Source organism: Streptomyces sp. NPDC046465 (genome assembly GCF_040646035.1).
Taxonomy (GTDB): Bacteria; Actinomycetota; Actinomycetes; order Streptomycetales; family Streptomycetaceae; genus Streptomyces.
Genome location: NZ_JBEYZK010000004.1, coordinates 354,430 through 374,706 on the forward strand (window position 1 = coordinate 354,430; position 20,277 = coordinate 374,706).

Genomic DNA, 20,277 nt, shown 5'->3' on the forward strand with positions numbered 1-20,277 from the left:
CCTGGGGACTGGAAAGTTGTCCAGACGCTGTCCACAGGTGGCGCCGCTGAGGGATCATCAGGCCAGGTCAAGTGGCTGTGGATTCGTGGACGAAGAGTCTCCACAGGTTGTGGAGGAAAATCTTGTCCACAGGCTGTGCATGAAGTTGTCCACCGGCAACCCACAGGCTGAGATCCGTTGTCCCCAGCTTTCCCCAGCTTCTCCACACGGCCGTCCACTGTTCGGCAACGCGACGCGCCCTCTCACCGGGTCGAGTGAAAGGCGTCACACCAAGGTGGTCGGTTGGCCTGTGGGGAAGCTGGGTAAAGCTGGGGACAGTGCTGGGGAGAAGTCGCCCCCTCCTGTGCATCGGGTGTGCAGAACTTTCGCTCGTCCACAGAAACCCCCGGTTGTCCACGGGCTCCGCCCACAGGCTCGGTGGATAAAAAACCGATGCTGACCTGCGAAAACGGGGTTATCCACGGTTTCCACAGCCCCTACTACTACTCCCAACTAGAGAGACCGGGGAAATGGTTTCGAAGTTGGGGCTGTGCACAACTCTCGCTCCGGAGCTCCGACACCGCTCGGCACGACTTGACCCCGACAGGCACCGACTGTCAGTGCGGTGCGTCAGACTGTTCCCCGGTGTCCTTCCCACGGCATGGCTGAGAGACACCGAGTCAGACGACGAGGGCCACAGGTCCAGCGGGCGAGAGCAGCCAGCAACAGCAGGAGGCGGCTTAGGTGAAGATCCGGGTTGAACGCGACGTACTCGCGGAGGCAGTGGCCTGGGCGGCGCGCAGCCTCCCGGCCCGGCCGCCAGCGCCCGTCCTCGCAGGACTGCTGCTGAAGGCCGAGGAAGGCGCACTGAGCCTGTCGAGCTTCGACTACGAGGTCTCGGCACGCGTCTCGGTGGACGCGGAGATCGACGAGGAAGGCACGGTCCTCGTATCGGGCCGGCTGCTCGCGGACATCTGCCGTGCGCTCCCCAACCGTCCGGTGGAGATCTCCACAGACGGTGTACGGGCGACGGTGGTCTGCGGCTCCTCGCGATTCACACTCCACACGCTTCCTGTGGAGGAGTACCCCGCGCTGCCGCAGATGCCGACCGCCACGGGCACCGTCCCCGGTGAGGTCTTCGCTTCGGCCGCCTCTCAGGTGGCCATCGCCGCCGGTCGCGACGACACTCTGCCCGTGCTGACCGGTGTGCGCATCGAGATCGAGGGCGACACGGTCACCCTGGCCTCCACCGACCGCTACCGCTTCGCGGTCCGCGAGTTCCTGTGGAAGCCGGAGAACCCCGAGGCGTCCGCTGTGGCCCTGGTGCCCGCCAAGACGCTCCTGGACACCGCCAAGGCGCTCACGAGCGGCGACACGGTCACCCTGGCGCTCTCCGGCTCCGGTGCGGGCGAGGGCCTGATCGGTTTCGAGGGCGCCGGACGGCGTACGACCACGCGTCTCCTCGAGGGCGACCTGCCGAAGTACAAGACGCTCTTCCCCACGGAGTTCAACTCGATCGCGGTCATCGAGACCGCCCCGTTCGTCGAGGCCGTGAAGCGTGTCGCCCTGGTGGCCGAGCGGAACACCCCGGTCCGGCTCAGCTTCGAACAGGGCGTGCTGATCCTGGAGGCCGGCTCCAGCGACGACGCACAGGCTGTGGAGAGGGTCGACGCCCAGCTCGAGGGCGACGACGTCTCGATCGCCTTCAACCCGACGTTCCTGCTCGACGGCCTCAGCGCGATCGACTCGCCGGTCGCCCAGCTGTCGTTCACGACGTCGACGAAGCCCGCGCTCCTGAGCGGCAGGCCGGCCCTCGACGCGGAGGCTGACGAGGCCTACAAGTACCTGATCATGCCTGTACGTCTGAGCGGCTGAGCCCACAGGTGTGAGCGTGCGTCCGGGCGTAGGCTCGGGCGCAGGTACGAAAGTGCCGTAACGCCACCTCGCTAGTGAAGGAACTCTGATGGAGCTCGGTCTCGTCGGCCTCGGCAAGATGGGCGGCAACATGCGCGAGCGCATCCGCCGCGCAGGTCACACCGTCATCGGATACGACCGCAACCCGGACGTCGCGGATGTCGCCAGCCTCGAAGAGCTGGTCGGCAAGCTCAAGGGCCCCCGAGTGGTGTGGGTGATGGTCCCGGCCGGCGCCGCGACCCAGTCCACCGTCGACGAGCTGTCCGAGCTGCTGCAGCCCGGCGACGTCGTCGTCGACGGCGGGAACTCCCGCTGGACGGACGACGAGAAGCACGCCGAGGAGCTCAAGGCCAAGGGCATCGGCTTCGTCGACTGCGGCGTCTCCGGCGGCGTCTGGGGCCTCAAGAACGGCTACGCGCTGATGTACGGCGGCGACGCCGAGGACATCGCGAAGGTCCAGCCGGTCTTCGACGCGCTCAAGCCCGAGGGCGACTTCGGTTCGGTCCACGCGGGCAAGGTCGGCGCGGGCCACTTCTCGAAGATGGTCCACAACGGCATCGAGTACGCGATGATGCAGGCCTACGCCGAGGGCTGGGAGCTCCTGGAGAAGGTCGACTCCGTCACGGACGTGCGCGAGGTCTTCCGCTCCTGGCAGGAGGGCACGGTCATCCGTTCCTGGCTGCTCGACCTCGCGGTCAACGCCCTGGACGGCGACGAGCACCTGGAGAAGCTGCGCGGCTTCGCGCAGGACTCCGGAGAGGGCCGCTGGACGGTGGAAGCCGCCATCGACAACGCCGTGCCGCTGCCCGCGATCACGGCCTCGCTTTTCGCCCGGTTCGCCTCGCGCCAGGACGACTCCCCGCAGATGAAGATGATCGCCGCGCTGCGCAACCAGTTCGGCGGCCACGCGGTCGAGTCCAAGTCCGAGAACTGATCCACAGCCTGTGCGCGACCGGAGCGGTTGCGCACAGGCCTCTCAGCAAGTGAGGCAAGCCGGGGGAGGTCGGCGCACACCATGCACGTCACGCATCTCTCGCTGGCCGACTTCCGTTCGTACGCCCGGGTCGAGGTCCCTCTCGACCCGGGCGTCACCGCGTTCGTGGGGCCCAACGGCCAGGGCAAGACCAACCTCGTCGAAGCCGTCGGCTATCTCGCCACGCTCGGCAGCCACCGGGTCTCCTCGGACGCACCGCTGGTGCGCATGGGCGCCGAGCGCGCCGTCATCAGGGCCGCGGTCCGCCAGGACGAGCGCCAGCAACTGATCGAGCTCGAGCTCAATCCCGGCAAGGCCAACCGTGCCCGCATCAACAGGTCCTCGCAGGTCAGACCGCGTGACGTCCTGGGCATTGTCCGCACGGTGCTGTTCGCGCCCGAGGACCTCGCGCTGATCAAGGGCGACCCCGGTGAGCGGCGGCGCTTCCTCGACGAGCTGATCACCGCGCGCTCCCCGCGCATGGCCGGCGTCCGGTCCGACTACGACCGGGTCTTGAAGCAGCGCAACACCCTCCTGAAGTCGGCAGCGCTCGCCCGTCGGCACGGCGGGCGCTCCATGGACCTCTCCACGCTCGACGTCTGGGACCAGCACCTCGCGCGCGCGGGCGCCGAGCTGCTCGCCCAGCGGCTCGACCTGATCTCGGTGCTGCAGCCGCTGGCCGACAAGGCGTACGAGCAGCTGGCGCCCGGCGGCGGCCCGCTCTCCCTGGAGTACAAGTCTTCGGCGCCCGGCGACGGACTCACCCGCGAGGCGCTCTGCGAGCAGTTGACCGCTGCCCTGGAGGAGGCTCGCAAGCAGGAGATCGAGCGGGGCGTGACCCTGGTCGGCCCGCACCGTGACGATCTCGTGCTCAAGCTGGGCCGGCTCCCCGCGAAGGGGTACGCGAGCCATGGCGAGTCCTGGTCGTACGCCCTGGCGCTGCGCCTGGCCTCGTACGACCTGCTGAGGGCCGAGGGCAATGAGCCGGTGCTCGTGCTCGACGACGTCTTCGCGGAGCTGGACGTGCGCCGCAGGGAGCGCCTGGCGGAGCTGGTGGCACCGGGCGAGCAGGTCCTTGTCACCGCCGCCGTGGACGACGACGTCCCCGCTGTTTTGAGCGGTACGCGGTATTCGGTGTCGGACGGCGCGGTGGACCGCGTATGAGCTCCGAAAAGCCTGCGGAGGGCGCCCCCAAGGACGCGTCCGGAGGAGCGCCGAAGGCGCCGGAGCCCTCCGGCGTCGACCTGGCCAGGGTCGCCCTGCGGGCGGCGAAGGAACAGGCACGCGCGCGTGGCGACGCGGCGCAGCAGAAGAAGCAGGCCCGGCGCGGGGGACTGCGGTCCGGCGCGCGCGCCGACGGGCGCGACCCGCTGCCGCTCGGATCCGCGATCAACCGTCTGATCACCGAGCGCGGCTGGGAGACGCCGGCCGCGGTGGGCGGTGTGATGGGGCGCTGGCCGCAGATCGTCGGCGACGACCTGGCCAATCACTGCGTCCCGCAGCGGTACGACGAGGACGAGCGCGTCCTGACCGTGCAGTGCGACTCGACGGCGTGGGCCACTCAGCTGCGGCTCATGGCCCCCCAGCTGGTCGCACGCCTCAATGAGGACCTGGGACACGGCACCGTGCGCCTCATCAAGGTGCTCGGTCCCGGTGGTCCCCCGCGCCGCTTCGGACCCCTGCGTGCGCCCGGCAGCACGGGCCCCGGCGACACCTACGGCTGAGGCCGTCGGCGACCGTAGCTGGGGGTTGACGGCCCGAAGCGCTGAGTGCCGCTGTGAGCGTTCTGGAGCCCTGGGCCGCATATGGGGAGTCGGCCGAGGCCGGTTCAGGGCGGCACATGAGGACTCAGGTACCGGCAAACCCCCATCACTGTCAGCGCTACCGGTAGACTGGAAGCTAATCCCGCCCCACTTGTGGGACGCACCGAGCAACGCTGACTATCGCTGAACGACGCAGCCGCTCCGGCCACCGCCGGGAGCCAGGCTTGTGCTGTGCCAGAAAGGGCGCTTCGTGGCCGATTCCGGCAACCCCAACGAGACCATCCCCTCCACCGCCGCCGGCGCCAACGGCGAGGCCGCTCCCTCGTACGACGCCAGCGCGATCACCGTCCTCGAGGGTCTGGACGCGGTCCGCAAGCGACCCGGCATGTACATCGGCTCGACCGGTGAGCGTGGCCTTCACCACCTCGTGCAGGAAGTCGTCGACAACTCCGTCGACGAGGCGCTCGCGGGCCACGCGGACGCCATCGACGTGACGGTCCTCGCCGACGGCGGCGTGCGCGTGATCGACAACGGCCGTGGCATCCCGGTGGGCATCCATCCCGTCGAGAAGAAGCCGGCCGTCGAGGTCGTGCTCACCGTGCTGCACGCGGGCGGCAAGTTCGGCGGCGGCGGTTACGCCGTCTCCGGTGGTCTGCACGGCGTCGGTGTCTCCGTCGTGAACGCGCTGTCCACCAAGCTCTCCGTCGACATCAGGACCGACGGCTACCGCTGGACGCAGGAGTACAAGAGGGGTGTCCCGACCGCTCCCCTGGAGCGGCACGAGGCCACCACCGAGACCGGCACGACGGTCAGCTTCTGGGCCGACCCGGACGTCTTCGAGACGACGGAGTACTCCTTCGAGACGCTGGCGCGGCGTTTCCAGGAGATGGCGTTCCTCAACAAGGGTTTGACGATCAAACTCACTGATGAGCGCGAGTCGGCGAAGGCCACGGCGGGCGCGGACACGGCCGAGGCGGCCGAAGACGAGGTCCGCACGGTGACGTACCACTACGAAGGCGGCATCGTCGACTTCGTGAAGTACCTCAACTCCCGCAAGGGCGAGGTCATTCATCCCACCGTCATCGACGTCGAGGCCGAGGACAAGGAGCGCATGCTCTCGGCCGAGATCGCGATGCAGTGGAATTCGCAGTACACCGAAGGCGTGTACTCCTTCGCGAACACCATCCACACGCACGAGGGCGGTACGCACGAAGAGGGCTTCAGGGCCGCGCTGACGGGCCTGGTCAACCGCTACGCGCGCGAGAAGAAGCTGCTCCGCGAGAAGGACGACAACCTCACGGGCGAGGACATCCGCGAGGGTCTGACCGCGATCATCTCGGTGAAGCTGGGCGAGCCCCAGTTCGAGGGCCAGACCAAGACCAAGCTGGGCAACACCGAGGCGAAGACCTTCGTCCAGAAGGTCGTGCACGAGCACCTCACGGACTGGTTCGACCGGAACCCCAACGAGGCTTCGGACATCATCCGCAAGGGCATCCAGGCCGCCACGGCCCGCGTCGCCGCCCGCAAGGCGCGCGACCTGACCCGCCGCAAGGGCCTCCTGGAGACGGCGTCCCTGCCCGGCAAGCTCTCGGACTGCCAGTCGAACGACCCGACGAAGTGCGAGATCTTCATCGTCGAGGGTGACTCCGCCGGTGGTTCGGCGAAGTCCGGCCGCGACCCGATGTACCAGGCGATCCTGCCCATCCGAGGCAAGATCCTGAACGTCGAGAAGGCCCGTGTCGACAAGATCCTGCACAACCAGGAGGTCCAGGCCCTCATCTCGGCCTTCGGCACCGGTGTGCACGAGGACTTCGACATCGAGAAGCTCCGCTATCACAAGATCATCTTGATGGCGGACGCCGACGTCGACGGCCAGCACATCAACACGCTGCTCCTGACGTTCCTGTTCCGCTTCATGCGGCCGCTGGTCGAGCACGGGCACATCTACCTGTCGCGTCCGCCGCTCTACAAGATCAAGTGGAGCCGGGACGACTTCCAGTACGCGTACTCCGACCGCGAGCGCGACGCCCTGGTGGAGCTCGGCCGACAGGCCGGCAAGCGCATCAGGGACGACTCGGTCCAGCGCTTCAAGGGCCTCGGCGAGATGAACGCCGAGGAGCTGCGCATCACGACGATGGACCAGGAGCACCGCGTGCTCGGCCAGGTCACCCTGGACGACGCGGCGCAGGCCGACGACCTCTTCTCGGTGCTGATGGGAGAGGACGTCGAGGCACGGCGCTCGTTCATTCAGCGCAATGCCAAGGACGTCCGCTTCCTCGACATCTGAGTCGGCCCGTACAAAGCCGCACCTCGAAAGGATTCTGACCAGCAATGGCCGACGAGAACACCCCTGTGACGCCCGAAGAGGAACCCGCTGTTCCCGGCGTGGGCATGCGTGTCGAGCCCGTTGGGCTCGAGACGGAGATGCAGCGCTCCTACCTCGACTACGCGATGTCCGTCATCGTGTCCCGCGCGCTGCCCGACGTACGGGACGGCCTGAAGCCCGTCCACCGCCGCGTCCTGTACGCGATGTACGACGGCGGCTACCGTCCCGAAAAGGGCTTCTACAAGTGCGCCCGCGTCGTCGGCGACGTCATGGGTACGTACCACCCGCACGGTGACTCCTCCATCTACGACGCCCTGGTGCGCCTCGCCCAGCCGTGGTCGATGCGGATGCCGCTCGTGGACTCCAACGGCAACTTCGGCTCTCCGGGCAACGACCCGGCGGCCGCCATGCGGTACACCGAGTGCAAGATGGCGCCGCTGGCCATGGAGATGGTCCGTGACATCGACGAGGACACCGTCGACTTCACGGACAACTACGACGGCCGTAACCAGGAGCCGACGGTTCTGCCGGCGCGCTTCCCGAACCTGCTGATCAACGGTTCGGCGGGCATCGCGGTCGGCATGGCCACCAACATCCCGCCGCACAACCTCCGCGAGGTCGCGGCGGGCGCGCAGTGGGCCCTGGAGCACCCCGACGCCTCCCACGAGGAGCTGCTCGACGCCCTCATCGAGCGCATCAAGGGCCCCGATTTCCCGACCGGTGCCCTGGTAGTGGGCCGAAAGGGCATCGAGGAGGCGTACCGCACGGGCCGTGGCTCCATCACGATGCGCGCGGTCGTCGCGGTCGAGGAGATCCAGAACCGCCAGTGCCTGGTCGTCACCGAGCTGCCGTACCAGACCAACCCGGACAACCTCGCGCAGAAGATCGCCGACCTGGTCAAGGACGGCAGGGTCGGCGGCATCGCCGACGTCCGCGACGAGTCGTCCTCGCGCACCGGCCAGCGCCTCGTCATCGTCCTGAAGCGTGACGCGGTCGCCAAGGTCGTCCTGAACAACCTCTACAAGCACACCGACCTCCAGTCGAACTTCAGCGCCAACATGCTGGCCCTGGTCGACGGCGTGCCGCGCACCCTCTCGCTGGACGCCTTCATCCGGCACTGGGTCACGCACCAGGTCGAGGTCATCGTCCGGCGCACGAAGTACCGGCTGCGCAAGGCCGAGGAGCGGGCGCACATCCTGCGTGGCCTCCTCAAGGCCCTGGACGCCATCGACGAGGTCATCGCGCTCATCCGCGGCAGCCAGACCGTCGACATCGCGCGCGAGGGCCTGATGGGCCTGCTCGCGATCGACGAGATCCAGGCCAACGCCATCCTCGAGATGCAGCTGCGCCGCCTCGCCGCCCTGGAGCGCCAGAAGATCGTCGCCGAGCACGACGACCTCCAGGCGAAGATCAACGAGTACAACGCGATCCTGGCCTCGCCCGAGAAGCAGCGCCAGATCATCAGCGAGGAGCTCGCGGCGATCGTCGACAAGTTCGGCGAGGACCGGCGCTCCGCGCTCGTGCCCTTCGACGGCGACATGTCCATGGAGGACCTGATCGCTGAAGAGGACATCGTCGTCACCATCACGCGCGGTGGCTACATCAAGCGCACCAAGACGGAGGACTACCGCTCGCAGAAGCGCGGCGGCAAGGGCGTGCGCGGCACGAAGCTGAAGCAGGACGACATCGTCGACCACTTCTTCGTGTCGACGACGCACCACTGGCTGCTGTTCTTCACGAACAAGGGCCGTGTCTACCGCGCCAAGGCGTACGAGCTCCCCGACGCCGGACGCGACGCCCGCGGCCAGCACGTGGCGAACCTCCTCGCCTTCCAGCCGGACGAGCAGATCGCCGAGATCCTCGCGATCCGTGACTACGAAGCGGTGCCCTACCTGGTGCTCGCCACCAAGGGCGGCCTCGTTAAGAAGACACCGCTCAAGGACTACGACTCGCCCCGCTCGGGTGGCGTCATCGCCATCAACCTGCGCGAGACGGACGACGGTTCGGACGACGAGCTGATCGGCGCCGAGCTCGTCTCGTCCGAGGACGACCTGCTGCTCATCAGCAAGAAGGCCCAGTCGATCAGGTTCACCGCAACGGACGACGCGCTGCGCCCGATGGGCCGCGCCACGTCGGGCGTCAAGGGAATGAGTTTCCGCGACGGCGACGAGCTCCTCTCGATGAATGTGGTTCGTCCGGGTACGTTCGTGTTCACCGCCACCGACGGTGGGTACGCGAAGCGGACCAACGTCGACGAGTACCGCGTCCAGGGTCGCGGTGGCCTCGGCATCAAGGCCGCCAAGATCGTGGAGGACCGCGGCGAGCTCGTCGGCGCCCTGGTGACCGAGGAGACCGACGAGATCCTCGCCATCACGCTGTCCGGCGGTGTGATTCGTACGCGAGTCAACGAGGTCAGGGAGACGGGCCGTGACACCATGGGCGTCCAACTGATCAACCTGGGCAAGCGCGATGCCGTGGTCGGTATCGCTCGTAACGCCGAGGCCGGGCGCGAGGCCGAGGAAGTCGACGGTGACATCGTCGTCGACGAATCGGACGGTGCCGAGCCGGCCACCGGCACGGACGAGGGCACGGACTCCTCGGCCGAGTAGCGCGAGGAGTGAATCATCGTGAGCGGAGCCACGGGCGCCGAGGCAAAGCGGACCGGCACTACCGGTACGGACGGTGCCCGTGGCCCCGCCACTGATGCACACGACTCTCACGAGTCTCATGGATCCCAGGGGGGGACTGTGACGGACACCCGAGGGCCGGGGACTTCTGGTCAGACTGCCGGCCAGACTTCCGGCGAGTACGACACCTCGTACGCGGCCGGAAAAGGCACGCAGGCGGGCGGGGCGCTGCCCGGGGAGCGACAGCCCCAGCAGCAGTCGTCCCAGCCGTACCACCCGCCGCAGGCATATCAGCAGGGCGCCCAGACGGGTGCCCTGCGACGGCCGCGGACCGGAGCACGCACGATGCCGCGCACGCGCAAGGCGCGGCTCCGTGTGTCCAAGGCCGACCCGTGGTCGGTGATGAAGGTCAGCTTCCTGCTCTCCATCGCCCTCGGCATCTGCACGATCGTCGCGGCGGCGGTCCTGTGGATGGTCATGGACGCGATGGGCGTCTTCTCCACGGTCGGCGGCACGATCTCCGAGGCGACGGGCTCGAACGAGTCCAACGGCTTCGACCTGCAGTCCTTCCTGTCGCTGCCGCGCGTCCTGCTGTTCACCTCGATCATCGCGATCATCGACGTCGTCCTTGCGACCGCGCTGGCGACGCTTGGCGCCTTCATCTACAACCTCTCCGCGGGCTTTGTGGGCGGCGTCGAGCTGACCCTGGCCGAGGACGAGTAGCGCCTGTTTTCGGGCTGCTCTCCTGGGTGCTCGCCCGCTGTTCGCCCGCGTGCGGGCATCGATTTTGGGACTGGCGCCCAGGTGCGCTAATCTTCAGAGGTCAGCGCGCGGGACACCGCAGCGCGGCGGGGCTATAGCTCAGTTGGTTAGAGCGCATCCCTGATAAGGATGAGGCCACAGGTTCAAATCCTGTTAGCCCCACCAGTGCGAAGACCCCCGGTCCGATAGGGCCGGGGGTTTTTTGTCACCCATGCTTGACACCAACGGCGGCGATCAGCCGATGAGCGGGTCTTCCAGAAGCTCGGCCAGCATGCTGACCGCTTCCCGCCCGCTGTCCCCGACGACGTGCGTGTACACGTCCATGGTCATGCTGATCTGGCTGTGCCGGAGAATCGCCTGAGCGACCTCGGGATGCACTTTCAGGAAGGCGAGCAGGATCCCGCAGGTGTGCCGGGCCAGGCGAACTGTCCTACAAGGCAACGCGGCAACGGCGGACCACGTGTCTCAGGCTGGCTAGCCCAACGTGTCACCTCTGAGACCGAGCACAGCCTCACCGAGGAGACGCCTAGCCCTGAGCCCCTGAACGCCTGAGCTGTTACAAGTTTCTCTACCTCATCAAGCACCCGGCTGCGCCGACGCCCGCCCACCTGTGGATAGGCCCCGGAGGTCATGAGTCGAGCACCCGTTGTTCGTACAGTGGCGCGCTCCACCTTGACGCCCTGAACCACGCTCGCTCCACGGAGTGTGGGTCGACGGCGGACGGGATGGGAGCTGGGATGGGTGGTGGGTTGAGGAGGAGGATGCCGCCGTGGCAGATGAACCGAGACGCCCTCTCAGCGATCTTCAGCAAGGCGAGATAGTCCAAGCAACGATCACGAGTCACGAGCCGTGGGGCCTCATGGCAAAGCTCGACGAATACGAACCCGTGGGCGCCTCGCTGGACACGATTCGCCGCAGAAGCGAGCCGGGAGTGAAGCGTCTCGTGCAAGAGCTGCCGCTCGTGGGGGCGACCGTTGATCTAGTCGTAGGCAACGTGCGCGACTGGCATCAGAGCCCGTGGATATGGATCGACCTCACCGCACCCAGTCCCACCGAGGACTGACCGTGCCCCCGGCGTGCCCGATCGAGCGGGGAACACTGGGGAACGACGGTCACGAACAGGCAGCGTGCATGACGAAGGCCCCCGACCGATGTTCCTAGTCAGGGGCCTTCAACCTGCGCGGTGGGTGTGGGATTTGAACCCACGGTGACTCGCGCCACGACGGTTTTCAAGGTTGACTATTCGGCGTTGTCTTCGGTCGGGCCCTTCGAGCAGTGCGGGCCGCACTCGTACACCTCGATGGACAAGTCGTGTGCGCCGGAATGCCCTTCAGCGCGACCGGCGGCATGCGCACTGCACGCCCCCTGGGCCGGAGCCCTGTTCCACCACGTTGACATCTGCGGGTGACATCAGTCGGTCAGTGGATCGCCCAGCAGGTCGGCGAGCATGCTGGGCGCTTCCCGGTCGCTGTCGCCCACCATCGCCCGCCGCCTGGGTGGACCGCTCTGGTCCTGTCGCATGAAGAAGACCCCCGGCCTGAGGCGGCTGGGGGTCTTCCGAAGGTCCGTGCGGGGCCGGGGTTACGGCTCCGCGGCGAGCCCTGGTTCATACGCGGTGGACTCAGCCTCGGCTTCCGTGTCCGACGGGGGCAGGTGCCGGCAGCTGGGGGACGATCCGTGGGCCTCGGCGCGGATGCGCTGCTTCATCGTGGGCGGCAAGGACCGTTCGTACGCGGCCGACCAGAGGGCCGCCATCATCGGCGTGGGCGCGCACTCCGTGGCGCCGCGTACGTTCGTGGTCTCCTGTGTCGTCGTGGCCGCGGTGGCCGTCGTGGTGAGTCCCCATGCGGCGAAGAGCGCGAGGAACGCGGTGACCATCGTGGTCCACAGCTTCATGGCCTTGTTGCCGGTCATAACCCCTCAATTCGGGTTGGGCGATTTGCGTACTTTCCTCATGATGTGTATGCGAGGCCGAGAGTGGTGGACCAACGCTCGCGTGGCGTCGATGTTCAGATGAACACCACCCGGATGGCCGCAAGAGGCCCGAGAAGGGGGCAAAGCGGCGAAAGTCACAGGGGGAACGGGAACGGTGTGGAGTTCCTGGGTCCGTTTCGACTGCTGTATGGAGTGCGGGAGTTGAGGCGGATCCAGGTCACCGATCGATATCGCTCGGTGTGTATAGTCGGGCGCCAGAAGTCCCCTACGTCAAGGAAAGACGAGGTCGCACGGTGAAGAAGCTTCTCCTGGTCGCACTGGCCGCCATCGGCGGGCTCCTCGTGTACCGCCAGATCCAGGCGGATCGCGCCGAGCAGGATCTGTGGACGGAGGCGACTGACTCCGTGCCCACGGGTTCGTGAGTATCGACGACAGTCACTTCACAGGCCCCGGTCGCAGTTGCGGCCGGGGCTTTGTGGTGTTCGGGGCCGGGTGGGGCCGGAGTGGCGGTAGCGCGCGGTGGGGCGGGAGCGGCCGCGGTCACGGCTTCGGCGCGGTGGACCCGGATGGCAGATTCACCCCGTATTCGCATTCATAAATAAATCCCTTGCATAAGTGAATGCGAGGGTGGCGCGGTTGCACCGGTGGTGGGTTCGCGGTGGTGTCCGTGCGGCGTCGGGCGGGCAGGACGGTCGGGACGGGTGGGACGGCTGAGTTCGCGACAAGGGGTGGCGCGTGATGGGGCGGCGGCTGAGCGGGTGTCGGGGCGAGGCAGGACGGGGCTGTCGGCGAGCCGTGCCGACCGTGGCTGCGGTCGTCGCCGTGCTGTGTGCGGTGACCCCTGGCAAGGCCGGGGCCGCGGGGGCGTCCGGCCCCGGCCCCGGCCCCGGCCCCAGTCCCTACGCCTTCGCTGAGGGCGCCGAGACGGTCGCAGGCGCGGCGAGCAATGTGGAAGGGCACCGGCTCAGTCCCGGGAAGACGTACAAAAGTGCCCTCCCGCGCGCGGGGCAGCGCTTCTACCGTCTGGAGCTCAAGGCCGAGGACAGCGCGTACGTCTCCGTCACCGCTGTACCGGACCCGGGCACGAAGGTCTCCTATGCCGACGGTGTCGAGGTGTCCATCCAGGACGCCGACGGAAACAACTGCAGCCCCATGGAAGCGGAAGAGGCGCGGATCGGCTCTTCGGAGAGCCCGCGTCCGATCACCGCCACGGCGGTGCGCAGGGTCGGCCCCGGCGAGAAGAGCTGTGCGCGGGCCGGTACCTATTACGTACTCGTCGAGCGGGCCAGGGCGTCGGGGACGGCACAACGGCTTGCACAGCGGTTCGACCAGGACGACCAGGACGACCAGGATGACCAGGACGACTGGGACCTGGAAATTCACGTCGCGTCAGAACCCGTGCTGCGGGCGGACGGTGCGACGGTGCCGCCGGAGACGTGGAATTCGGCGGCCCCCGTGCTGCCGTCCGGCGAGCGCAGGACGCGCGAGGGCGGTACGAGCTTCGGCACGGCGCGAGGGCTGGACAACGGCGTCTGGGGGGCCGATGTGGAGCCCGGACAGACCCTCTTCTACCGCGTGCCGCTCGACTGGGGGCAGCAGGTCTCGGTGGCGGCCGAGCTCGGCAGTACGGGCGGGGGAGCCATCGGGGGCGGTACGGGCAGTACGGGGCGAGGGGTCGGCCGGGGCGCGGGGTACGTCTCGTCCGCGTTGGTCATGACCCTGTCCAATCCGGTGCGCGCCGAGGTCGACGACGCCGATACGGCGTACGACGGCAAGCAGAAGACGGCTGTCCTGGAACCCTTGCCGCCGGTCGCGTACGAGAACCGCTTCGCCCTCACCGACGAGGTGTCCGCGATGAGGTTCGCCGGCTGGTACTACCTGTCGGTCCACCTCAGCCCCGAGGTCGCGGAGAAGTTCGGCGAAGCCCCGCTGGAGCTGACGCTGCGGGTGGACGTCGAGGGTTCGCCGAGGCCGGGGCCCTCGTACGCGGGGTCGTCCGTGCCCGCCGATGACTTCGGCGTCACGGAGCGGGACACGGAGGCGGCGGAGCGCGGGGAGGTGGCGGGCGGGGACGGTGCAGCCGCTGAGGACGCGCAGGACGCGGAGGGCAAGGACAACGGGCTGATGGCGGTGGTCGCCGCCGGGGGGATCGGGGCCGGGGTGGTGCTGCTGGCGATTCTCGGCGTGTGGACGCTGATCGCGCGGCGCAGGCAGGCGGCAGCGGTCGCCGCGGCGAGTGCTTCTGCGTCGGGTACCTCTGCGCCGGGTGCCTCCGCGCCTGCGCGGTTCGGGCCGCCGCAGGGCTGGTGAGGCCGGTCTGCTCGGCAAGGCGCGCCTGCCGGTCGGTCAGATCGGTCAGAGCTGTGTGAGCGCCCATATGCCCACGGCGAGGCAGGTCAGGGCCAGAAGCAGCAGGGGGACGGCGACCTTTGCGGGCGGTCCGGGGCGCTTCGGTACCTGCGCGGCTTGAGCAGCTTGAGCGGTGTATCGGTCAGTGGAAGGCGGAGCGCGATGTGCCGCGGACGTTACGGCTTGTGCGGGGTCCGGGGGCGTGGGTGCGGCCGTGGGCACAGGTGTGGCCGTGGGCACGGGTGCGGTTCGGTGAGGGGCGGGCACATGTGTGGGCTCGGGTGCGGGGGTCGGCGTGGGCGCGGGGGGCCGCAGAGGCATGGGAGTGGGGGGAGTGGACGGCTGAGGCGGCTGAGGTGGCTGTAGAGGCGGAGGCAGGTGGAAGCTGCCCGTGCCTGTACGCATGTCCGTACCCGTACCCGTACCCGTACCCGCACCCGCACCCGCACCCGTACCCACACCCGTGCCCGAGGTGGCGGGTGGCAGCCGGTCGGGCATGGGGCCCGCAGTCGGTGCGGAGGGCGGAATCGCAGGCGGGGGCGGGGGCGGGGGCGTGGTGGGTATCCCGGGACCGGAGGCGGGGCGCGCATGTCGGGCCCGGGAGCCGGTACGCGGCACGGGCCTGAGGGGGCCCGCGGGGCTGAAGCCGGTCGGGAGGGGAGGGAGTTGGTCGAAGATCTCGATGAGCTCGTCGTCGGGGCCCGGTTCGGGCAGCATCTCCACGGCCGACGCCAGCGCCTTGCGCGCCCCCGTGGCGGTACGGAAGCGGGTCTGCGGATCCGGTTGGAGAAGCGTGGCGATGACTTGCCAGAGAGGCTCGGGCACGCCCTGCGGCGCCCGCGGCGTGCCGTGCTCGGCGAAGTACTCGATCAGTGCCTTGCTGTCCGGCTTGGCGCCCTCCAGGAGATAGAGGGCGACCAGACCGACGGCGAAGAGGTCGGCCGTGAAGTCGGGCTCGCTGCCGAGTAGTTGCTCGGGGGCGAAGTAGCCGGGCGTCCCCACCACATAGTCGGTCTCGGTCAGCCGGGGCTCGCCCTTGCGCATCGATATGCCGAAGTCGGACAGGCGCAGATGCGGCCGCCCCGCGCCGGTGGCGTCGAGCAGGATGTTGGCCGGTTTGATGTCCCGGTGCACGACGCCTTCGGCGTGGACCGTCGCGAGTCCGGAGAGGAGTTGGTCGAGGAGGGTGCAGACGAAGCGGGGCGGCAGCGGGCCGTAGTCCCCGATCACGTGCGCCAGCGAGCCGCCGCCGACCAGGTCCATGGTGAAGAGGACCTTGTCGTCGTCGGCGGCCCAGCTGGCGGGCGCGAGCACATGGGGGTGGTCGATGCGCAGCGCCTGTTCCCGTACGAACCTCAACAGGGAGTGCGCGTCCCGCTGTTGCAGCACCTTGGCGGCCACGTATCGGCGTCGCCGGTGGTCCCAGGCGCGCCATACCGCTCCGACTCCCCCGTGTCCGATCGGGTCGACCAGTTCGTACCGACCGGCGAAGACCTCACCCATGGTCGCGCTCCGCTCCCCCTCCGGCCGCTCCCCTATGGCTCAGTTCTGGTGCGCCTCGTAGTGGGCGACCGCGTCCGCGGTGCGTCCGGCGCCGTACACCCGGAGGAACTCTGCCAGTTCCGGGTGGGTCGGGGCGAGGGAGTCGGCGGCATCGATGATGTCACCGGCTGCCGCGACGGAACGCAGCAGTGACTGGATCTCGCGCACCACGCGCTTGACCGTGGGGGCACCCGAACTGGTCGCCGTCTGAGCGGTGTTGGTGAGGACGGAACCGCCCTGGGACTTCTTGATCTCGTCCATGCGGTCGGTGGCCTCGGCGGCGCTGACGCTGCCGTCCGCGACCTGGCCTGCCAGTTCCTGCAGGAGCTGGACGCGCTGGACCACGGCAGGGTTGCCGATCTTGGCGCGCTGTCCGCTCATGAGCTGGGACAACATGGGCGCGGAGAGGCCGAGGACTCCGGCGAGGCGGGCCTGGTTCAGGCCGAGGTCATCGATGAGGCGACGGAAGAGCGCCCCCAGCGGCTCCCCGTACCAGTTCCGCTGGAGCTCCCGTGCTCTCGCGGTGGTGTCTTGTTGTGCGGCGTCCATTGCGTCTCCCCATCGCTTCCCCTAAGACCGCGGTTCGCTGCCGCGAACCACGTCGTGCATCTTACGGAGCGTGGTCGTCGACCGGGAGCCCCAATCCTTTTGCGAGATCTGGGGGGTGACCCGGTAGTCTGGTCAGCGATGCACGCCGGGAGGTGATTCTTCCGGTCGCGGTATCGGCTCGGGGCCTTAGCTCAGTTGGTAGAGCGCTGTCTTTGCATGGCAGATGTCAGGGGTTCGACTCCCCTAGGCTCCACCGAGCAGAGCCCCTCTGACCTGCGGAAACGCGGTTCGGAGGGGCTTTTTTCGTTGGACTGCGGCGAGGCGGGCGCCGAGGTGGGGAGCTCCTCGAGACGCGGTGGGCCGGTGGGGGCGAGGAGGCCGTACTGGGCGGCGCGGGCGCCCGCCGCGAAGCGGCTCGTGACGCCGAGTCGTTGCATCAGGTCGGCGATCAGGCGGCTGGCGGTGCGCGGGGAGACGCCGAGGGTGCGCGCGATGGCCTCGTCCTTCATGCCGTCGGCAAGGAGCTGCACCAGCGTGCGCTGCTCGTCGGAGAGGTAGGACGGGGAGCGCTCGCCCTCCGGGGCGAGGGGGAGCGCCTCGCGCCAGGTGTGCTCGAACACTGCCGAGAACGCGCTCACCAGGGACGCCCCGCGGACCGTGAGCTGGGAGCTGCGCGACTCCCCGTCGGCCGCGGGCAGTACGGCGAAGTCGGAGTCGATGATCACCATGTTGAGCGGGATGACCGAGGCGAGCCGCAGGTCCACGCCCGCGGCCGCCAGGCGGCTGAAGGTGTCGTAGGTGCCGGGGGACGCCGAGTCGCGACGGAGCCGGACGGAGCGGATCTGGATGCCCCGGTCGAACATCTGCTGCCGGATGGGGCCGAGCCTGCGGCGCAGACGGGCCGGGAGGCTGGCCTCCGCGTAGGCGGTGCGCAGGGTGGAGCGCGCCGAGTCGGTGACGTCGTACAGCGCCTGGACCATTTCGTCGACGGTGCCTGCGGCGGTGACCTCGACGCGCGACTGGGAGGAGCCGGTCGCGGGGAGGTAGACCTCCAGGAGCGACTCCATCGCCTCGTGCATCCGCAGGGACTCCTCCAGGCTGCGCTGGGCCATGTCCTGTTGCTGCCGGAGCATGCGCATCAGCGCGAATTCCGGATCCACCGGCAGGACGCGGTCACCCGCGTCGGCGGGCCAGTTCACCAATCCGAGGCGTCGGAGGGAACCCCATGTCGCGCGCGCCTCGGAATGCGACATTCCGAAACTGTCCGTCAGTTCTTCCGGATCGGAGCCTCCGCGCTCCCGCAGCTCCATATAGACAGCGAGCCGTGAGGCTTCGGATACCTGGGCATCCGTGCCGGTTCCACGGTTTCTCACAGAGCGGCCCTCCGGTGAATGAGCTGGGCGCTGTTCAGCGGCTACCGACGAGTAGATGGTCACTCTAAGGCGGCCCCCCAGGTGAGAGCAGTAAGTGAGAGTCAGATCACGCCTCGTACAAAGGGCTTACGACAAACCGGGTGGACTCCCTCTTTTGTGACCGGAGTCGCAGTGCGGATCGCAGTGCGGACGCGATCGGCATGGCGAATTTTTGCCATGGCGGAATCCAGCCAGCGCCAATTGCTTGTCCAGCCAATCTCCGTCACTAGCCTCGAAGGCGCGGGGGTTGGGCACAGCGGAGCAGGTCGTTCCGGCTGCCTTCAGCATGCTCGCTTCCCGTGAATCCACTGGTAATTGCGACATGTCAGCAAGGCGGGGGAATGAACGAGACGGCCACGGCCCAACCAGTTACCCATCTGATCCTGAGCGCGCAGGCGGGGAATCACCGTGCGGTGAACGATCTGCTGCTCCACATCACGCCGTTCGTACGGCGGCTCTGCTCCTCGGTGGACGCCGGGCACCGGCCCGAGGCGGTCCAGGAATCGCTGCTCGCCGTGTACCGGGGGCTGCGGACGCTCCGGGAGCCGGCGGCGTTCTACGGCTGGGTGCGGGCTGTGACGGTGCGGGAGGCCGCGCGGACCGCGCGCCGCGCGGGGCAGACCGCGACGGCCGAACTGGTCGACCAGCCGTCCCCGGCCGACCCCTCGCTCGGCGTCGCCATCGCCGACGTACTGGACCGGCTGCCCGCGCACCAGCGGGACATCCTCACGCTGCGCGCCGTCTACGGCCTGGAGGAGCGGGAGACGGCACGGGTGCTCTCCCTGCCGGTCGGCACGGTGCGGTCCCGGCTGCACCGGGCCCGGCGTAACTTCCAGGACGCCTGGCGCTGACTCGGGGGCCGGTCCGGGGCCGGTCCGGGCGCGCGCCCGGACCGGTCAGCCGGCCGTCAGCACTGCTCGCGCAGCTGCGCGGGCCACCCCGTCGGGTCGTCGCCGAGGTAGCCGCCGAGCCACTCCGCCCAGCGCTCCAGGCCGAAGGCCCAGCAGACGGAGAAGCCCGGCTGCCCGGCGTAGGCGATGTCGAAGCCCTTGCCGAAGTGCTGGTTGTGGTAGTTGAGCGAGGAGATCGCGACGCCCGAGCCGTCCTGCGCCATCCGCCCCACCAGCTCGTACTTGACGTCCATCGCCGCCTGGTACTGGGCCATCTGCGGGCGGGCGCTGGTGAAGAACGGATCCGAGGCAGGCTGCACCTTGCACGGCAGGCCGAGGCTCTCGGCGAGCGTGAGCAGCTCGTCCAGGACCTGGGCGTGGAAGGCGCGGGCACCCGGCCGGTCGCCGACGTACACGATCTCGCGCATGCTGAACGACCAGCGGCGGGTCGGCGAGGTGTCGGCGGTGGCCTTGCCCTCGTAGCGGCTGCACTGGCCGGTGGCCGTGACCGTCAGCGGCTCGTCGAGGCGCGCGCCCTGGAAGCGTTCGAAGAGCCCCAGGCAGGTGGCGGGCGCGAGCGCGACCGGCGTGAACTCCAGCTCGGCCGCGCGGGCCGCCTGACCGGTCGCGGTGCCGAAGCGGTCGAGCGCGTCCAGGTCGGGGCGGACGACTCCGGCGGCGGTGATGTGCTGCGGGAAGTTGCCGGTGTAGCCGGCCTTCTCCAGGGTGGTCCAGGGCAGCAGCGCGGGCACCGTGTACTCGGCGGCGCCGAGCCGCGCGGCGGTCTGTCCGAGCAGCCGCTCCAGGGCGCGGATCAGCAGCGCGTTGCGGGGGCCGCTGACGAACAGGCCGGGGCCGATGCGGCCGTCGGCGGGGGTGTCGCCGAACGGGCCTGACGCGGCGGGCGCCGAGGGCTCGGCGGCCAGGTCCCAGCGGTCGAGGCGGGTGCGGTCGGCGCGCTGCGGGGCGCCCGCGAAGCGCTTGAAGGCCTCGCCGAGGAGCCGTTCGACCCGGTCGGCGTGCGCGTCGTCGGCGGCGCCGAACTCGATCCGCGGCACGGCGGCCAGGTCGATGCTTCCCTCATCGGTGCCGTCCAGGCAGTAGCGCAGCATCGCGCCGAACTCGCGGCGGTCGTCGGGGTGCAGCTCGCCGGGAGCCTGCCAGGTCCGCCGGACGGCGGCATCGGTACGGACCGGGGCAACGGTGTCAGTCATGCTCGTGAACCTCTCTCCATCACACACGGGGGTCACATATGG

The 20,277-nt window shown here is 68.9% G+C and carries 16 protein-coding genes, 2 tRNA genes and 2 pseudogenes; 14 read left to right on the forward strand and 6 right to left on the reverse strand.

Annotation, left to right across the window (positions count from 1 at the left end; genetic code table 11):
- The first annotated feature begins 723 nt into the window (after positions 1 to 723).
- The 8 genes from dnaN (at position 724) to ABZ953_RS09195 (ending at position 10,509) form a co-directional block, all read left to right on the forward strand.
- Positions 724 to 1,854: a DNA polymerase III subunit beta gene (dnaN, locus tag ABZ953_RS09160; protein WP_361719145.1), complete on the forward strand. Its 1,131-nt coding sequence runs from the start codon at positions 724 to 726 to the stop codon at positions 1,852 to 1,854.
- 88 nt (positions 1,855 to 1,942) lie between these two features.
- Positions 1,943 to 2,827, forward strand: coding sequence for a phosphogluconate dehydrogenase (NAD(+)-dependent, decarboxylating) (gene gnd / locus ABZ953_RS09165; protein WP_361719148.1), 885 nt, complete (start codon positions 1,943 to 1,945; stop codon positions 2,825 to 2,827).
- An 81-nt stretch (positions 2,828 to 2,908) separates the two neighbouring features.
- Complete coding sequence (gene recF, locus ABZ953_RS09170; RefSeq protein ID WP_361719151.1) at positions 2,909 to 4,030, forward strand: DNA replication/repair protein RecF; 1,122 nt, start codon at positions 2,909 to 2,911, stop codon at positions 4,028 to 4,030.
- Positions 4,027 to 4,590 carry a DciA family protein gene (locus tag ABZ953_RS09175; protein ID WP_361719154.1) on the forward strand — a complete coding sequence of 188 codons (564 nt, stop codon included), beginning with the start codon at positions 4,027 to 4,029 and terminating at the stop codon, positions 4,588 to 4,590. The genes recF and ABZ953_RS09175 overlap by 4 nt, the downstream gene beginning before the upstream one ends.
- Positions 4,591 to 4,855: 265 nt before the next feature.
- Positions 4,856 to 6,916 (forward strand): DNA topoisomerase (ATP-hydrolyzing) subunit B, encoded by a 2,061-nt coding sequence (gyrB, locus tag ABZ953_RS09180; RefSeq protein ID WP_361719157.1) that lies wholly within the window; start codon positions 4,856 to 4,858, stop codon positions 6,914 to 6,916.
- Positions 6,917 to 6,960: 44 nt separating this feature from the next.
- Positions 6,961 to 9,564 (forward strand): DNA gyrase subunit A, encoded by a 2,604-nt coding sequence (gene gyrA, locus ABZ953_RS09185; protein ID WP_361719159.1) that lies wholly within the window; start codon positions 6,961 to 6,963, stop codon positions 9,562 to 9,564.
- Positions 9,565 to 9,582: 18 nt separating this feature from the next.
- Positions 9,583 to 10,305, forward strand: a complete 723-nt coding sequence (locus ABZ953_RS09190) for a DUF3566 domain-containing protein (protein WP_361719162.1) — start codon at positions 9,583 to 9,585, stop codon at positions 10,303 to 10,305.
- Positions 10,306 to 10,432: 127 nt separating this feature from the next.
- Positions 10,433 to 10,509: transfer RNA gene (locus tag ABZ953_RS09195), tRNA-Ile, on the forward strand.
- 69 nt (positions 10,510 to 10,578) lie between these two features.
- Here the strand turns inward: ABZ953_RS09195 and ABZ953_RS09200 are convergent.
- Positions 10,579 to 10,773 (reverse strand): annotated as a pseudogene (locus ABZ953_RS09200) (site-specific integrase); the annotation flags it as partial.
- Positions 10,774 to 11,203: 430 nt separating this feature from the next.
- On the opposite strand from ABZ953_RS09200, the gene ABZ953_RS09205 reads away from it, so the two are divergent.
- Entirely contained in the window at positions 11,204 to 11,407 is a 204-nt protein-coding gene (locus ABZ953_RS09205; protein ID WP_361719165.1) for a hypothetical protein, read from the forward strand.
- Positions 11,408 to 11,925: 518 nt separating this feature from the next.
- Here ABZ953_RS09205 and ABZ953_RS09210 read toward each other — a convergent pair.
- A complete protein-coding gene (locus ABZ953_RS09210) occupies positions 11,926 to 12,258 on the reverse strand; it encodes a DUF6344 domain-containing protein (protein ID WP_361719167.1) in 333 nt (110 codons plus the stop codon).
- 314 nt (positions 12,259 to 12,572) lie between these two features.
- Between ABZ953_RS09210 and ABZ953_RS09215 the strand changes: the two genes are divergently transcribed.
- Both ABZ953_RS09215 and ABZ953_RS09220 read left to right on the forward strand, forming a co-directional pair.
- Positions 12,573 to 12,701, forward strand: coding sequence for a DLW-39 family protein (locus ABZ953_RS09215; RefSeq protein WP_003999697.1), 129 nt, complete (start codon positions 12,573 to 12,575; stop codon positions 12,699 to 12,701).
- 373 nt (positions 12,702 to 13,074) lie between these two features.
- Positions 13,075 to 14,589 carry a hypothetical protein gene (locus ABZ953_RS09220; protein ID WP_361719170.1) on the forward strand — a complete coding sequence of 505 codons (1,515 nt, stop codon included), beginning with the start codon at positions 13,075 to 13,077 and terminating at the stop codon, positions 14,587 to 14,589.
- A gap of 45 nt (positions 14,590 to 14,634) precedes the next feature.
- Here ABZ953_RS09220 and ABZ953_RS09225 read toward each other — a convergent pair whose 3' ends face one another.
- Positions 14,635 to 16,131, reverse strand: coding sequence for a serine/threonine-protein kinase (locus ABZ953_RS09225; protein WP_361719173.1), 1,497 nt, complete (start codon positions 16,129 to 16,131; stop codon positions 14,635 to 14,637).
- A 39-nt stretch (positions 16,132 to 16,170) separates the two neighbouring features.
- The gene (locus ABZ953_RS09230; RefSeq protein ID WP_361719176.1) at positions 16,171 to 16,719 is read right to left on the reverse strand and encodes a DNA-binding protein; all 549 of its coding nucleotides are present in this window, start codon (positions 16,717 to 16,719) and stop codon (positions 16,171 to 16,173) included.
- A gap of 180 nt (positions 16,720 to 16,899) precedes the next feature.
- Between ABZ953_RS09230 and ABZ953_RS09235 the strand changes: the two genes are divergently transcribed.
- Positions 16,900 to 16,972 (forward strand) — tRNA-Ala (locus tag ABZ953_RS09235).
- A gap of 160 nt (positions 16,973 to 17,132) precedes the next feature.
- On the opposite strand, the pseudogene ABZ953_RS09240 reads toward ABZ953_RS09235, so the two are convergent.
- A pseudogene (locus ABZ953_RS09240) lies at positions 17,133 to 17,357 on the reverse strand (helix-turn-helix domain-containing protein); the annotation flags it as partial.
- On the opposite strand from ABZ953_RS09240, the gene ABZ953_RS09245 reads away from it, so the two are divergent.
- Together ABZ953_RS09245 and ABZ953_RS09250 are read left to right on the forward strand one after the other, a co-directional pair.
- Positions 17,326 to 17,517: a hypothetical protein gene (locus tag ABZ953_RS09245; protein ID WP_361719179.1), complete on the forward strand. Its 192-nt coding sequence runs from the start codon at positions 17,326 to 17,328 to the stop codon at positions 17,515 to 17,517. The pseudogene ABZ953_RS09240 and the gene ABZ953_RS09245 overlap by 32 nt on opposite strands.
- 955 nt (positions 17,518 to 18,472) lie before the next feature.
- Entirely contained in the window at positions 18,473 to 18,982 is a 510-nt protein-coding gene (locus tag ABZ953_RS09250; protein ID WP_361719182.1) for an RNA polymerase sigma factor, read from the forward strand.
- Positions 18,983 to 19,038: 56 nt separating this feature from the next.
- On the opposite strand, the gene ABZ953_RS09255 is transcribed toward ABZ953_RS09250, so the two are convergent.
- The gene (locus ABZ953_RS09255) at positions 19,039 to 20,235 is read right to left on the reverse strand and encodes a hypothetical protein (protein ID WP_361719185.1); all 1,197 of its coding nucleotides are present in this window, start codon (positions 20,233 to 20,235) and stop codon (positions 19,039 to 19,041) included.
- Positions 20,236 to 20,277: the final 42 nt, after the last annotated feature.